This is a genomic window from Chitinophaga agrisoli (assembly GCF_008386695.1).
Taxonomy (GTDB): Bacteria; Bacteroidota; Bacteroidia; order Chitinophagales; family Chitinophagaceae; genus Chitinophaga; species Chitinophaga agrisoli.
In genome coordinates this window covers 343,945-358,051 of the sequence record NZ_VUOC01000003.1, presented here as the reverse complement: position 1 = coordinate 358,051, position 14,107 = coordinate 343,945, and the positions used below count along the sequence as shown (strand labels likewise).

At 49.4% G+C, this 14,107-nt stretch carries 16 protein-coding genes; 11 read left to right on the top strand and 5 right to left on the bottom strand.

Annotated features, from left to right (window positions below):
* Window positions 1-137: 137 nt before the first annotated feature.
* Window positions 138-428, bottom strand: coding sequence for a hypothetical protein (locus F0L74_RS16795; protein ID WP_246197744.1), 291 nt, complete (start codon window positions 426-428; stop codon window positions 138-140).
* Window positions 429-1,051: 623 nt separating this feature from the next.
* Window positions 1,052-2,164: a branched-chain amino acid aminotransferase gene (locus tag F0L74_RS16790; protein ID WP_246197743.1), complete on the bottom strand. Its 1,113-nt coding sequence runs from the start codon at window positions 2,162-2,164 to the stop codon at window positions 1,052-1,054.
* A gap of 90 nt (window positions 2,165-2,254) precedes the next feature.
* Between F0L74_RS16790 and F0L74_RS16785 the strand changes: the two genes are divergently transcribed.
* From F0L74_RS16785 to F0L74_RS16770, 4 genes are read left to right on the top strand one after another with little or no spacing between them, the layout of a single operon-like run.
* Window positions 2,255-2,749: a hypothetical protein gene (locus tag F0L74_RS16785; protein ID WP_149839062.1), complete on the top strand. Its 495-nt coding sequence runs from the start codon at window positions 2,255-2,257 to the stop codon at window positions 2,747-2,749.
* 44 nt (window positions 2,750-2,793) lie between these two features.
* Window positions 2,794-3,372, top strand: a complete 579-nt coding sequence (gene rdgB, locus F0L74_RS16780; protein WP_149839061.1) for an RdgB/HAM1 family non-canonical purine NTP pyrophosphatase — start codon at window positions 2,794-2,796, stop codon at window positions 3,370-3,372.
* A 43-nt stretch (window positions 3,373-3,415) separates the two neighbouring features.
* On the top strand, window positions 3,416-3,844 hold the full coding sequence (locus F0L74_RS16775; protein ID WP_149839060.1) for an acyl-CoA thioesterase: 429 nt from the start codon (window positions 3,416-3,418) through the stop codon (window positions 3,842-3,844).
* Window positions 3,845-3,864: 20 nt separating this feature from the next.
* Window positions 3,865-4,440, top strand: a complete 576-nt coding sequence (locus F0L74_RS16770; RefSeq protein WP_149839059.1) for a nitroreductase family protein — start codon at window positions 3,865-3,867, stop codon at window positions 4,438-4,440.
* 78 nt (window positions 4,441-4,518) lie between these two features.
* Here F0L74_RS16770 and F0L74_RS16765 read toward each other — a convergent pair whose 3' ends face one another.
* On the bottom strand, window positions 4,519-5,400 hold the full coding sequence (locus tag F0L74_RS16765; RefSeq protein ID WP_149839058.1) for a glycerophosphodiester phosphodiesterase family protein: 882 nt from the start codon (window positions 5,398-5,400) through the stop codon (window positions 4,519-4,521).
* Between the two features lie 142 nt (window positions 5,401-5,542).
* Between F0L74_RS16765 and F0L74_RS16760 the strand changes: the two genes are divergently transcribed.
* The 5 genes from F0L74_RS16760 (at window position 5,543) to F0L74_RS16740 (ending at window position 10,926) form a co-directional block, all read left to right on the top strand.
* Complete coding sequence (locus F0L74_RS16760) at window positions 5,543-8,068, top strand: mechanosensitive ion channel family protein (RefSeq protein ID WP_149839057.1); 2,526 nt, start codon at window positions 5,543-5,545, stop codon at window positions 8,066-8,068.
* A gap of 69 nt (window positions 8,069-8,137) precedes the next feature.
* Window positions 8,138-8,560 carry a thioredoxin family protein gene (locus F0L74_RS16755; protein WP_188316041.1) on the top strand — a complete coding sequence of 141 codons (423 nt, stop codon included), beginning with the start codon at window positions 8,138-8,140 and terminating at the stop codon, window positions 8,558-8,560.
* A 4-nt stretch (window positions 8,561-8,564) separates the two neighbouring features.
* Entirely contained in the window at window positions 8,565-9,491 is a 927-nt protein-coding gene (locus F0L74_RS16750; protein WP_149839055.1) for an FAD:protein FMN transferase, read from the top strand.
* Window positions 9,478-9,711, top strand: coding sequence for a DUF4266 domain-containing protein (locus F0L74_RS16745; RefSeq protein WP_149839054.1), 234 nt, complete (start codon window positions 9,478-9,480; stop codon window positions 9,709-9,711). The genes F0L74_RS16750 and F0L74_RS16745 overlap by 14 nt, the downstream gene beginning before the upstream one ends.
* A 6-nt stretch (window positions 9,712-9,717) precedes the next feature.
* Window positions 9,718-10,926: a DUF3570 domain-containing protein gene (locus F0L74_RS16740; protein WP_149839053.1), complete on the top strand. Its 1,209-nt coding sequence runs from the start codon at window positions 9,718-9,720 to the stop codon at window positions 10,924-10,926.
* Window positions 10,927-10,993: 67 nt separating this feature from the next.
* Here F0L74_RS16740 and F0L74_RS16735 read toward each other — a convergent pair whose 3' ends face one another.
* The gene (locus F0L74_RS16735) at window positions 10,994-11,203 is read right to left on the bottom strand and encodes a dodecin family protein (protein ID WP_149839052.1); all 210 of its coding nucleotides are present in this window, start codon (window positions 11,201-11,203) and stop codon (window positions 10,994-10,996) included.
* A 166-nt stretch (window positions 11,204-11,369) separates the two neighbouring features.
* Between F0L74_RS16735 and F0L74_RS16730 the strand changes: the two genes are divergently transcribed.
* Window positions 11,370-12,323, top strand: a complete 954-nt coding sequence (locus F0L74_RS16730; protein ID WP_149839051.1) for a bifunctional helix-turn-helix transcriptional regulator/GNAT family N-acetyltransferase — start codon at window positions 11,370-11,372, stop codon at window positions 12,321-12,323.
* Window positions 12,324-12,371: 48 nt separating this feature from the next.
* Here F0L74_RS16730 and F0L74_RS16725 read toward each other — a convergent pair whose 3' ends face one another.
* A complete protein-coding gene (locus F0L74_RS16725; RefSeq protein WP_149839050.1) occupies window positions 12,372-13,373 on the bottom strand; it encodes a terpene synthase family protein in 1,002 nt (333 codons plus the stop codon).
* A gap of 160 nt (window positions 13,374-13,533) precedes the next feature.
* Between F0L74_RS16725 and F0L74_RS16720 the strand changes: the two genes are divergently transcribed.
* A complete protein-coding gene (locus F0L74_RS16720) occupies window positions 13,534-14,094 on the top strand; it encodes a methyltransferase family protein (RefSeq protein ID WP_149839049.1) in 561 nt (186 codons plus the stop codon).
* The last annotated feature ends 13 nt before the right edge of the window (window positions 14,095-14,107 follow it).

The following is a 14,107-nucleotide window of genomic DNA, read 5'->3' as shown; positions in this document are numbered from 1 at the left end:
GGTTTACAATGACATCCCAAATTCCAAAACAGGATTTTGGGAGGGCAAAGGTAACGCGAACTAAATTAAATTCCAAATTACTTGCTTCAAAATCCCAAAACAATTTAAAAATGGGTGTTTTTTACTGCTGGCCTGGCTCAGAGCAGGGCGGCAGCGATATGCTCCCACTCCTCTTCCAGGGTGTTGAATGGCATGCTTTTGCCAGCCCGGGCATACCAGTAGGCCGCATTGGACCGGTCGCCTTCCTTACGGTGCAGGTAGGCATGGATCCAGGAGCCGGCGCTGTTCTCTATATCCTGCGCAATGTTATGGGCCTGTTCCCAATCGCCTTTGCCGTCCCACCAAAGGGCCTGTAACGGCGCGGTAAGCTCCTGCGGCGGCGCAGTGCTTTCCAGGGAGGCGATAAAGGCGGATAAAGTCATTGGCATAAATTTTCTGGTTTCCTGAAAGCGCGGCTGGTCTACTAAACGATGCCAGATCCTTGAAAACAAGCGATTGGTTATTGAAACGCAATGCTGGGTTTCCTGAGCGCCTGGTTTGCTGAAAACAGCATCGGTTCCCTAAAACAAGCCTGATTTCCTGAAAACGGAGGGCAAATTTACAGAATCAGGTGATATTTGAGGTGGAAAGTTTAAAAATCACCTGAAAAGAGCGCGTTGTCTGCGAAAGTCATATGGAAAGCTGAGCCCTCCCCTGCAATCATTGTTGTTGGCCTATTATCTTTTAGTTCGATAATCAACTGATTATCATTCAACTGTCTGATCGTTACAGTTTTGGCTTTACAGTATCAGGGATTGATACAGTTTGAACTTTACAGCTCCAGGTATAACAGGACCACTAAATATGGATGAGCCATACAACAAACACCGTTTCCTCATCTGGAAAAACCTTATCATATGGAGTGATCAAACTGCGAGTCCGGGCGAACATCCATAAAACAACAAAGCCTCCCCTCCCGGAAAGGCTTCCTAAAGTCTACCCATAAAAAAACAGGCCGTTACATAAGGAACAGCCTGTTTAACATAACACAACTAAAACTAATGAAAAACTTTTATCGGTCAATTTTGTAATTCCAGCTATGCGGATCTGCCGCTTTACCGGTACGGATAGCATCCAGACGGCGGATCACTTCAGCGCCCACCTCATAACGGCTGGTATCCAGCTGAATCAGATGCTCCTTGTAATCCAGCTGGTCTACATAGGCCACGCTGGAAGCGGTACCGGTGCCAAACACCTCCCGCAGGGTGCCTGATTTCCAGGCGGCTACCAGTTCATCAATAGAAACCGGTCTTTCTTCTACTTCCAGGCCTATCTCTTCCAGCAAGGTCATCACACTGGCCCTTGTAACACCGGCAAGAATAGTGCCCTGTGTAAGATCCGGCGTTAGTGCCTTATTGCCGATGATGGCAAAAACGTTCATCGTACCGCATTCCTGCAGGTATTTATGTTCCATGCCGTCTACCCACAGGATCTGGTCATACCCCTGTTTGCGGGCCTGCATGGTGGGGTACATAGCGCCGCCATAGTTGCCGGCTGCCTTGGCATACCCTACGCCGCCAGGAAATGCACGGATGTATTTATCCTGTACCAGCAGCTTAATGGGTTTATTAAAATAGGCTCCGGAAGGAGAGTTAATAATTACAAACTTGTAAGTATCAGAGGGGCGTACGCCAATAAACTCATCCGCCGCTATCATAAACGGACGCAGGTACAGCGAACAGCCTTCGCCAGTAGGCACCCAGTCACGGTCAATGTCTATGAGCATAGACATACCGCCAATGAAGAGCCATTCCGGAATGGCCGGCATACCCATCCTCTCTGCGGACCGGTTAAAACGCTCATAGTTGTCATAAGGACGGAAGATCATCGGATGGCCTTCCTGGTCCTTATAGGCCTTGATACCTTCAAAAATTGCCTGTCCATAATGCCAGGCGGCATTGGACGGGCTTACAGACAGATGTTGAAAGGGCAGTACCTCAGCGCTGTGCCATTCTTTTCCATCAAAATCCGCCACCAGCATATGGTCAGCATATTTTTTACCAAATACCAGGTTATTAAAATCCACTTCCGCAATGCGGCTTTTTGTGGTTTTGGTAACCTTGATCTGTTTTGCTGCTGTCTCCATTATTGCTGCATTTACGCCTGTATAATCTACTGCCATCATGGTTAATCGGTTTTATCTCGATATTTTTACACAAATAAACTGATTTTTCCCCAGCGGGGGATGATCATATGGTTATTAAAATAAATATCTATGTCTTTTGATCAATTGCAACTGGACCCATACTTTTTGGCTAAAATATACACCCAGCCTGTCATTCCCGGGAAAAGCACCCCGGTTGCAGTCGCGCAAAAGCCATTGCCTAAAGTCAAATATTTAGGAGAAAATCAAAAAAACATTGCGCTCTTCATACAAAATGAAAGCGAGGCGTACTTAAACGATGAATTGTTTAACCTGCTCACGAATATATTAAACGCATGTAAACTGGGTATGCAGGATGTTGCCCTGGTGAATATTGCTACCATGCCGCCCTCGCCCTTAACCGCCTGGCAGCAGGCGGTTCCCATGAAACAATGTGTACTGTTCGGCATCGCATCTGCCCGGGTAGGATTGGAACCTTTGCCCAACTATCAGCTGCACAACGCGGACGGCATACAGGTAATGTTCTCTGATCCCCTGCAGGATATTGCCGCCGACAAACAGCTCAAAGGCAAACTCTGGAACGGCCTTAAACAGCTGTTCCTGTAGATCTTAACAGCCAACAAACCTTCAACACAAATCATACAATAAGGATGAAACTGGTATTTGCTACCAATAATGAAAATAAGGTAAAGGAGATCCGTTCCCTTTTGGGCGATGTTTTTGAGATCATCACCCTGCAGGACGCCGGTATTGATATCGACATCCCGGAACCGCACGACACCCTGGAGGCCAACGCACGGGAAAAATCAGCGACCATTTATAAAATGACCGGTCAAAACTCTTTTGGAGAAGATACCGGCCTGGAAGTAGCCGCCCTCCATGGCGCCCCGGGCGTATTATCTGCCCGCTATGCCGGCGAACAGAAATCCCCGGAGGATAATATCACAAAGCTCTTACAGGAGCTGCAGGATAAAACAGACCGCAGCGCGCAATTCCGGACTGTCATCTCCCTGATCATCGATGGACAGGAGCACCAGTTCGAGGGCATTTCCCGCGGACAGATCCTCACGGAGCGTAAAGGCGGCAAAGGATTTGGCTACGATCCGCTGTTTGTGCCGGAAGGCGCTACCCGCAGCTTTGCGGAAATGGACCTGGCAGAAAAGAACCAGTATAGCCACCGCGCCAGGGCTTTTGCCAAACTGATCGCATTCCTGCAAAACAATAAATAACAGCGGAGGATGATCCCTCCTTATGATGTAACCAAGCAACCTAATGGCACGCGTAAAACTAGACTTACCCGCACAGTTCGGATTTAAAACACGGATACCCATCCGCATCACAGACCTTAATTATGGCAAACATGTAGGCAATGACGCCATCCTGTCCATCATACACGAGAGCCGTGTGCAATACCTGGCCCACCATGGCTTTGTAGAGCTGAGCGAAGACGGCCTGGGCCTGATCATGGCAGACGTGGCCATTATTTATAAGGGAGAAAGCTTCCACGGCGATGTGCTGGAAGTGGAAGTAGCCGCGGCAGAACATACCGCCTCCGGCTTTGATCTGTATTACCGCATTACCGCCCTCCGCAATGATACCAGCCTGCTGATAGCAGAAGGTAAAACCGGTATGGTATGTTTCAACTACCAGTTACGTAAAGTAACCCGCCTGCCGGCCGATTGGAAAGAGAAATTGGTATAATGAATAAATGAGCGTTTACAATGGAACAAACTTTAGCACAATTGATCCGTAACCGGCGCACGGTAAAACCGGCTGCCATGAACGGCCAGAAAATACAAGACGACACTATCCGGGAACTATTATCCCTGGCTGACTGGGCGCCCACCCATGGCTATACGGAGCCCTGGTATTTTGTGGTGTTCAGCGGAGATAAGGTTATACAATTCTGTAAAGACCACGCAGAGTTATATAAGACTTACACTCCTACGAGCCAGTTTATCCCCGGTAACTACGAAAAATTACAGCAACAGGGCGATCTGGCCTCCCATATCATTGCCATCTGCATGAAACGGGGCGATAATCCTAAAATACCGGAGATAGAGGAAATCGCAGCCGTAGCCTGTGCCGTACAGAATATGTGGCTGGCCGCTACGGAACTGCAGCTGGCTGCCTACTGGGGCTCCGGCGGTATGACCTACCATCCTGCCATGCAGGACTACCTGGGCTTACGGGATGATGATAAAGTACTGGGCTTCTTTTACCTGGGGCATACTGATAACGGCGTTCCCGAAGGAAGAAGGATAAAACCGTTAACAGAGAAAGTGAAGTGGATGTAAAGTAATGTGCAGATGTGCTAATGTGCTGATGAAATGCGAATTTTCCAACATTAGCATATTAGCACATCTGCACATTAGTTAGAATAGGTTCGGATAATCCGTAATGATCCCATCTACCCCTAACGTCTTCAGCTGCACGATCTCATCTGCCGTATTGGGCGTCCAGGGAATGAGCTTAATACCCTTCTCCTTACAGCTCTGCACCATCTGCGCATTTACCAGCTTATAATTAGGGCTGTATATAAAAGGGGTGAAACCCAGGGCAGTCAGATTATCATTCATGCCCATCTTCTCATCGCCGGTAAGGAAAGCCGTTTTTACAGAAGGATATTTTTGATGCAGTACCTGCAGGGTGCGTTTATCAAAAGACTGGATCACTACCTGGTCCACGATATTTTTCTGTTGCAGTACGCCCATCAGCAGTTCTACAAATTCTTCCGGGGCAGGCTGCCATTCGCCATCATGCCCTTCTACTGATTTGGTCTCGATATTATACCGCACCCTGGGCGCCTGGCGCTGTTGTGCATATTGTTCTACAGAATCTATCAGTTCTGACAGCAGGGGTTTATATGTTTTAACGCGCTGCTGCGTGGCGAACAGCGGATTCCCTTTGGAGCCTACGTCAAACTTCCGCACTACGGCATAATCCATTTTGTAGATGGTATAACGGTCCTCATCCTCCTTGGTAAATTCCTTTCCATCTGGCGTTAAGGTGAAAAGATGGTTCAAGTAATGGTCATGGGATACCACCACTTGTTTATCCCGGGAGATCACTACATCCATTTCCAGGGTATTCACGCCCAGGTCGATGGCCTTTTTCATAGCGGGAATGCTGTTCTCCGGCATCAGTCCGCGGCAACCGCGGTGGCCTTCTTTGTCAAAAGCCGGGAAAGAGGTCTGCGCTTTCATTTCCAACATACTGATCAGTAAAATGCCTGTGAGTAAAGATCGTTGTGTCATTTGCATGGTCTAATATAATAGTTAGCGGTTAGTAGTGGGTAATCCTGTCTACAGAATTAATACAACCTTCATACCAGCTCTTTAATTATCAGCACTTTACAGGAATAAACTTAAATTGCCGGGGTAATCATCTTTGTGACCCATGCGCATATCTGGTTATGAAAAACACTACTGCCGGTGGTTTTGGCTGTTTTTGCTGTTGTTTTGGTGGACAGGGGCCTGGTCCCAGGTAAAGAAAACACCACAGGAACAGCAGCGGGATTCTACCCTGGCAGACAGCATCCGCACCAGCAAACTGGTGCTCCAAAGCACCAAAGATACCAGCCGCTCACGGGTATCAGATACCGCAGTGGCCATTATCATCAACCGCCTCGAAGGTTATACCCTGATGCTGAATGAGCTGGGCAGCGTGTTGAAACGGGGTTACGATACCACCCGTATCACAGAAAAGCTGCCCCTGATAGACTCCTCGCTGCATGTGATCAAGACCAATATTGCCGCCCTGGGCAGCACACCCAATATACATGATCTGTATACCAATAAGGTGATGCTGGTACAGCTGAACCGGATCTTAAAAACATGGCAGAATGATCTGTTCCGGCATTATGACGAGTTGGTAAATATCAACGATACCCTGCAACAGGTACGCAAAGACACTGCCATGCGGGCCATACCGGCGGAGGATGAGCTGCGCGCTTTTTACATCAGCCAGCTTACCAGCCTTATCCTGAAATTCCGCCAGGTAGATAAGATCAACAAGGAAGCCTTGCTGCAAATGGGTCTGCTGCAGAACGAGGTAGCCATGCGCTACATAGCGGTCACCAACCTGCAGGGCGATATGGAATTTCAGCTGGATAATTTTAGCCAGCGCATGTTCAATAAAGATTACACCTACCTATGGCAGCCTAAAAAACAGCAGAACGAGCCCGGGTTCTTCCGGGTGTTAAAGAACTCTATATTCAAGAATATAAAAGTGCTGGGCATTTTCTTCCTGGTGCAATGGCCCATCCTGATCGTATGGTTATTGGTAGGCGGTCTGTTTGCCGGCTGGACCTTTTCGAATATCCGCAAAGTGAGGCAGCATCACCCGCCTACAGAAGCGGAGGCCATTCTGCTGCATTCCCGCCTGTTATACCGCTTCCCCATGGCCAGTCCGCTGATCTTCCTTTTCACGCTGGCCGGCCTGTTCTCTGTGCAATATCCCATCCTGTTCATTGAGCTGAACTGGGTAGTGGCTATCTGCGCGCTGACTTATATTATCCGGCAATCCATCCCACGGCACCTTTTTAATCATTGGTTATTGCTGGTGGCCATGCTGTTTGTTTATTTCCTTAACAACCTTACCATACAGGCCACCAATGCAGAACAGTGGGGACTGTTCTTTGCCGCCATCATTTGTATATGGCTGGGGGTCCGGTTCAGAAAATTAACGCGCCATAGCACGCTGGCTCTGCCTAAATACACGCCCAGGGTACTGATGCTCTTTGTGATCATGAGTGCTTTTTCTCTGCTGATGGTCTTAACCGGGCGTGTTACTGCGGCCAAGATCATAGGTGCAACGGCAGCGCTCAGCATTACCATGGCGGTGAACCTGCTGTTTTTTGTAGAGCTCTTAATGGAGACGGTATACCTGCAGGTAGAAGCTAATAAAAGCTCCAGCACCTTTATTTCTTTTATTGACTTTCAGCATATACAATCCCGTTTAAAGGTATTCCTGTATGTATTTGCATTTATTGCCTGGCTGATGGTGATAGCGCGCAACCTGTATATATTTGATAACATCTATGAAAACATCAGCAGTTTTCTGAGCACGGAACGGAAGGTGGGTAATACTGCTTTTACTTTTAGCAGCGTGATCATTTTTATACTGGTCATATGGGTATCTACGGTAGTGACACAGATCATTGCCTTTATGTTTGGCGAAACAGGACAAGCACCCGCTGGTAAAAAGAATAAGCTGGGCTCTGCCCTGCTGTTGGTGCGCCTGGCGGTGCTGGCCGTGGGCATACTGCTGGCCTTTGCCGCTTCCGGCATACCCATGGATAAGCTGGCCATCGTAATAGGCGCGTTGGGTGTAGGCATAGGCTTTGGCTTACAGAATATTGTAAACAACCTGGTATCCGGGGTGATACTGGCTTTTGAAAAACCTATTGAAGTAGGCGATGTAATTGAGCTGGGCACCCGTTCCGGCGTGGTAAAGGAAATAGGCATCCGGTCCAGCAAGATAGGCGCTTATGACGGTTCCGAAGTGATAGTGCCCAATGGCGATCTCATATCCCAACAGCTCATCAACTGGACCTTAAGCAACCGCATCCGCCGGGTGGAGCTCATCATTGGTGTAGGCTATGGCGCTGATGTAAAACAGGCCACAGACATCTTGAAACAGGCCGTACAAGGCAGGGAAGGCATACTGGAAAACCCGGAGCCCATTGTATTCCTGTTCCAGTTTGGCGATAACGCCATTAATTTCCGCATCTTCTTCTGGACAGGCGACCTGGCGCTGGCAGGCAAACTGCAAAGCGATGTACTCACCAGCATATACGAAAATCTGCAAAAAGCAGGCATAGAGCTCCCCTATCCGCAGCGCGATCTGCACATCCGGTCTATGGACCCTGACATACTGAAACAATGGAAACCGGGAAAACCAGATCAGGATCCCCCTTCGTGAAAATTTAATGACAGTTTTACGTAGCAACATCCCTAATTTTGCAGGGAGGCGTTGAAATTTATGGTTCCTATGATTAGAATTTTGTTGCTGCTGCTATTATCCCCGGCCACCTATGCGCAGGTGCTAAAAAACCCTGACGAGGCTTTTACGCTGGCGCAAACATCCGGCAAAGAGGTCTTGCTGATCTTCTCTGGCTCTGACTGGTGCATTCCCTGTATACAATTTAACAAGACAATATTAGCCGATAGCAGCTTTCAGCATTTTGCACAGGATAAGCTGGTGCTGCTGGAAGCAGACTTCCCCCAACGAAAAAAGATACCCGCCCCGCTGAGATCCCAATATGAATCACTGGCGGCGGAGTTTAATCCCAATGGCGCTTTTCCGCAGATCGTACTGTTGACGGCCGCAAAAAAACTGCTGGCGCAGCTGCCCTTTAACCGGCAAACGCCGGCTGACTTCATCACCACAGTGCGACAGCAACTACCAAAATAAAAGCATGCACAGGAGCAGTATACAGCAGCGGTTAATGGGTTCTGATTTTGAGCTGATAGTAACAGACCAGGACGAAGCCGCCGCCCGGCAACGTTTATCCGAAGGCGTGGCAGAGATCCAGCGGATAGAAAAACTGCTTACCGTATTCAGCGATACCTCCCAAACATCACAGCTAAACCGGCAGGCCGGTATGGCGCCTGTGCAGGTAGATGCAGAAGTATATGCGCTGATAGAAAGATGCATCCGCCTCTCCGCCCTTACCCAGGGCGCGTTTGACATTAGCTCCGGCGCATTGAAGGCATTATATAATTTTAAGCAGGCCACCTTTCAGCTACCGGATGCGTATACCCTGCAGCAAGCCCTGAGCGTGACCGGCTATCGTTATATTGAACTGCAACAAGACCGGAAAGTATACCTGCAACATAAAGGCATGCAGATAGGTTTTGGCGCGGTAGGCAAAGGCTATGCCGCAGACCGGGTAAAAGCCCTGTGGATGGCAAAAGGCGTACAAAACGGCGTGATCAATGCCAGTGGCGACCTGACCGCCTGGGGCGTTCAGGCTGATGGCAATCCCTGGAAAGTGGGCATTGCGGATCCGGACGATCCCAACCGCGTGCTTTTATGGCTACCTGTGCAGAATGGATCCGTGGCCACTTCCGGCAACTATGAACAGTATTTTGAGCACAAAGGCATCCGTTATTCGCATAATATAGATCCTATTAGCGGGCAACCGGTGCCTTTTATTAAAAGCGTAACGATCATCAGCCCCAGTGCGGAACTATCTGATGCATTGGCCACCGCAGTAACGGTAATGGGCCCGGAAGCCGGCCTGTACCTCGTGGATCAGCTGCCGCAGGTACATTGCCTGCTTATCGACGCGCATAACAAAGTGTATCAATCCAGGAATATCAACATACATGCAAAGGCATAACAGATGGTGGCATATCTTATTAGTGGCAGCCGTGGTCATAGCGGCGGCCCAACAGGGTTGCGTAGCGGTAAAACCTTACCAGCGCGCCTACCTGAATGATGAGGCCATGCAACCGGGTAAACAGGACATAGAAAAATTTGAAGAGGGCGTACATACCTATCGCGAAGGCGCCAGTGGCGGCGGCAATGGCAAAGCCAGCAGAGGATGCGGCTGTAACTGATCAGGCATGAAAAAGAAATATCTGGTACTGGGCTTATTGGCGGCATCACTATCTGCATCCGCACAAAAAGCAAAGGATACAACCTATAAGAAAAAACACATCTCACAAACGGATGTACAGGTACTGTTCTCCTACTACACGCAGGATGGCAACCATTCTGCCGTTACAGGCGGTACCGGCACAGAAGCGTTGCAGGTATATGCGCCTGAGTTTACGGTCACGTATCAACGGGACTCTATACATACTTTTCGTATCAACGCAGGCGTAGACGTTATCACCTCCGCCTCCACAGATAAAATAGACTTTGTAAAATCATCCGCCTCCCGTATAGATGCCCGTAGTCACCTGGACCTTGGCTACAGTCACTTATTTAAGAAGGCCCGTATACGGGCCGGCATCCATACCGGCTTCTCCATCGAATCCGATTATCTCTCCCTACCAATAGGCCTAACATTACAGCATACCAGTAAAGATGGCGCCCGGGAGATCAGCGCCTCTTTCCAGGCTTTCTTTGACGATCTGCGCTGGGGCCGCCTGGACCCGGAATATGGCAAACCCGTAAAGCTCATCTATCCCCAGGAGCTGCGCTACAAGGAATGGTTTGATGAATACCGGCGCCGCTCCTTTAACGCCAGCTTTGCGCTGTACCAGGTGATCAATACCCGTATGCAGCTGGCGGTATTCCCGGAACTGGTATACCAGAACGGGCTGCTCTCCACGCCTTTTCACCGGGTATACTTTAATAATGACAGCCTGAAAGTAGAACGCCTGCCCCGTGAAAGATGGAAACTACCGTTGGGCGTGCAGCTCAATACCTTTGCAGGCTCCCGGGTGATCCTCCGCTCCTACTACCGTTTTTACCACGATAATTTTGGCATCACTGCGCACACGCTGCAGCTGGAAGCGCCGGTAAAGATCAACCCACGGCTTACGGTATCACCGCTGTTGCGGTACTACCATCAGCAGGGCTCCCGGTATTTCCGGGCTTACAATGCACACGATTTCCAGGAGGTGTATTACACCTCTGACTACGACCTGTCTTCCTTTAACAGCTACAAACTAGGCATAGGAGCGCGTTACGTATTTTACAAACCGCTGTTTGGGCATTATTCCTTTAAAGAAGCCGCCCTGCGCTATGCGTATTACAAACGGTCTGACGGGTTACACGCACATATGGTAACGCTGCTGCTGGAAGTGAACCATAAAAGGGATTAATAGCTATTGGCCCAACAGTATTAATTCCTCATCGGCTGGTGCTGCCTTTTAATAGCAGCTCCTTGTTTTAACGCCCCTCATCCAGCCGGAAAGAAACTTTACAGATCACGCCAAAAGTGGTCACCTTACCATCTTTTACATGGGCTTTAATGTCTTTTACAAAAACGGAATCGATGTTGTGGATGGTTTTGGATGCTTCAGCAACGGCATTACGTACGGCGTCTGCGATGCTGTTTTCTGAGGTAGCGATGAGCTCAATTACTTTAACAACAGACATGATAATGGTTTTTCTGGTGAAGAAATAGGTTTATCTACCGGTACAACAATTATTACCTGCAAAGGTTAAGGGCCGGGGTTGCTGGGGAGGAGGCATATTTTATTTGGTAAATAATCCGGTTCTCCATACATTTACGTAAGTAACTACGTAATTAACACTCAATCTTATGGACTTCTACGATGAAATAGGGAAAATGGCGCTGGGCAGCCGCCTACGCCGCCTTAGTGACCTGCTGACGGAAGAAGCCGCCCAGATCTATGCCCTGTATGATATTGACATGCAACCCAAGTGGTTCCCGGTATTTTATGTGCTCTCCCGCGGAGAGGAAAAGAGCATCACGGAAATTGCCCAGGAGATAGGCCACAGCCATCCTTCCGTGAGCCAGATCGTGCGCGAGATGGCCAAAAAGGGGTACGTAAAGGAAAAAAAAGGCAAAAAGGACGGCCGCAAGAACTTTGTAACACTATCCCCCGCCGGCGAAGCCGTCCGCAATAAGATCCAGGCCCAATACGCAGATGTAGGCGCGGCAGTAGACACCGCCATGAAAACTACCCAGTATGATCTGTGGAAGGCCATAGCGGAATGGGAATTCCTGCTGGAGCAGAAAACCTTGCTGCGCCGGGTACAGGAAGAGAAAAAACAACGGGAAAGCGCCGCTGTACACATCGTTGATTATACCCCGGAATATGCCAAAGCCTTTAAGGACTTGAATGAAGAGTGGATCACGCTGTACTTTACCATGGAAGAGGCAGACCATAAAGCGCTGGACCATCCAAAAGAATACATCCTCTCCAAAGGCGGGCATATCTGGATGGCCATGTATGATGAACAACCCGTGGGCACCTGCGCCATGATCAAAATGGAAGACGGTGGCTATGAGCTGGCTAAGATGGCGGTGTCCCCGGCTGTACGGGGCAAGAACATTGGCTGGTTACTGGGACAGGCAGCCATTCACTGGGCGCAGGAAAAAGGCGCTAAACGGGTATACCTGGAGAGCAACACCATCCTCAAACCTGCCATCAACCTGTACCACAAGCTGGGATTTAAAAAGATCACCGGTCCCCCCTCCCCTTACGAGCGGGCCAACATTCAAATGGAATTGTGTTTAGACCAGATATAGATAGAAACAAAAAACGTCCTGTATCATCCGGTACAGGACTTCTTTTTATCACTCATCCAGGAAGATCTTACTGAAAGTGAGGCTATCCTCATTACGTTTCACCAGTTTAAGGTCATAACGCGCTGTATCAAACACGCACCAATCCAGGTTGCCCCGGATCCAGGAGCGCAGGCCCGCTATAAAATGCGGTAAACACGCATGTACCGCTTTGCCCGGCGTTAATAACTGCCCTTCCTGGAACATAAAATGCCGGATGGTCTCATTACATACCTCTGTGACCTCGCGAATAGCATCATAGGGGCTGAAATGGTGCTCCTCCTGCAACAGCAGCACCAGGTTATGCGGTTCGTTTATGCGCAACTCCTTGTTAAAGGACACCAGGTCATTTACCCAGCAAACCGCCTCTATACAGGTAAGGGTTAGCTGCTGTATGGATTCGTGCAGGCGTATATCGTCCGGCAGCCAGGATTGCCGGATGATCTCTATCAGGTCTATACAGGGATACATGGCGCTGGTATAGGGCCGCATCTTCACATATTCCGCGATGGAAGGCCGCCGTACAGCCGCCCGGTTCTTCCGCTCCCAGAAAGTAGCGGCAAAGAGGGTACGCATATTCCCAATGAACCGGCGCTGCCATGCGGCCGGGCTTATGGCTTTGAGCCTTTCCCAGATATCCATGAGGGCAGCCGTAAGGGCCGCATGCTCGCCGAGGACGGTGCACTCCTGCTGCTCCAGTACATGCATGATCTCTTCTACCACCTGCTCATGTTCCGTTTTATTGCCCCCTATCTTTTCCAGCAGATCATCCACCATAAACAACCAGGTACAGAAATCGCAGGCCACACACAGCTCCGGGTAGTCCGCCCCATGATAGATACGGCCCACAAACCAGGGGAATTTAGCCCTCCGGTAGGCTTCGAACAGGCGCGGCGAGGGCGCCAGCTTAAACTGTTGCACCCAGTGGATGTTATGGGCGTTCACCTCATCTATATAGCGGCTGATAGCAGCAGGGAAAGGACAACATATCTGCGGTAGGCGTAACTGTTCCATGTGGTTATTTTAGGGTAATTGTGTAAAAGGAACACTATAATAACAATAACCGGTCCCGGAAGGTTTTCATTATACTAAAGATAGGCCGTTTTGCTGCGGCAGGATTGCTGAGGGGGGCTGTTACCCTGGAAGGAAGTATCTTTAGCCTGTTCTATTTTCTATGCAAAATATCTTCTATATCGTTTATTTGGGCTGGGTCCTGAGCGAAGTTATCCTGAACCGGGTACTCCGCGCCGGACAGGGGGATAAGAAGCCAGAGGGAAAACACTCCCTTACCTACATATGGGTAACCGCCATCATTGCCACGGTGGCCGCCCAGCTGATTGCGCGCCATACGTATTTTCCGCTGGCAAAATCCGCTTTCGTGGGTATTACCGGTCTGGTGCTGATCCTCCTGGGCATGGCGTTCCGGTTCGTGGCCATTGCATCCCTGGGCCGGTTCTTTACGGTGAATGTAGCTATCCGGGAGGGGCACACTATCAAAAAGGACGGGATGTACCGGTTGATCCGGCATCCCGCTTATACAGGCTCGTTGTTGTCGTTCCTGGGATTTGGGGTGTCTGTTAACAACTGGATCAGTCTGGTAGTAGCGTTTGTACCGGTGGTAGTGGTTTTCCTGTACCGGATACAAATAGAAGAGGAAATGCTGACGGCGGGGCTGGGAGGGGCCTATGAGGAGTATAAGCGGGGAACTTACCGTTTGATACCCTGGGTTTATTAGCAAAAAATGTTTG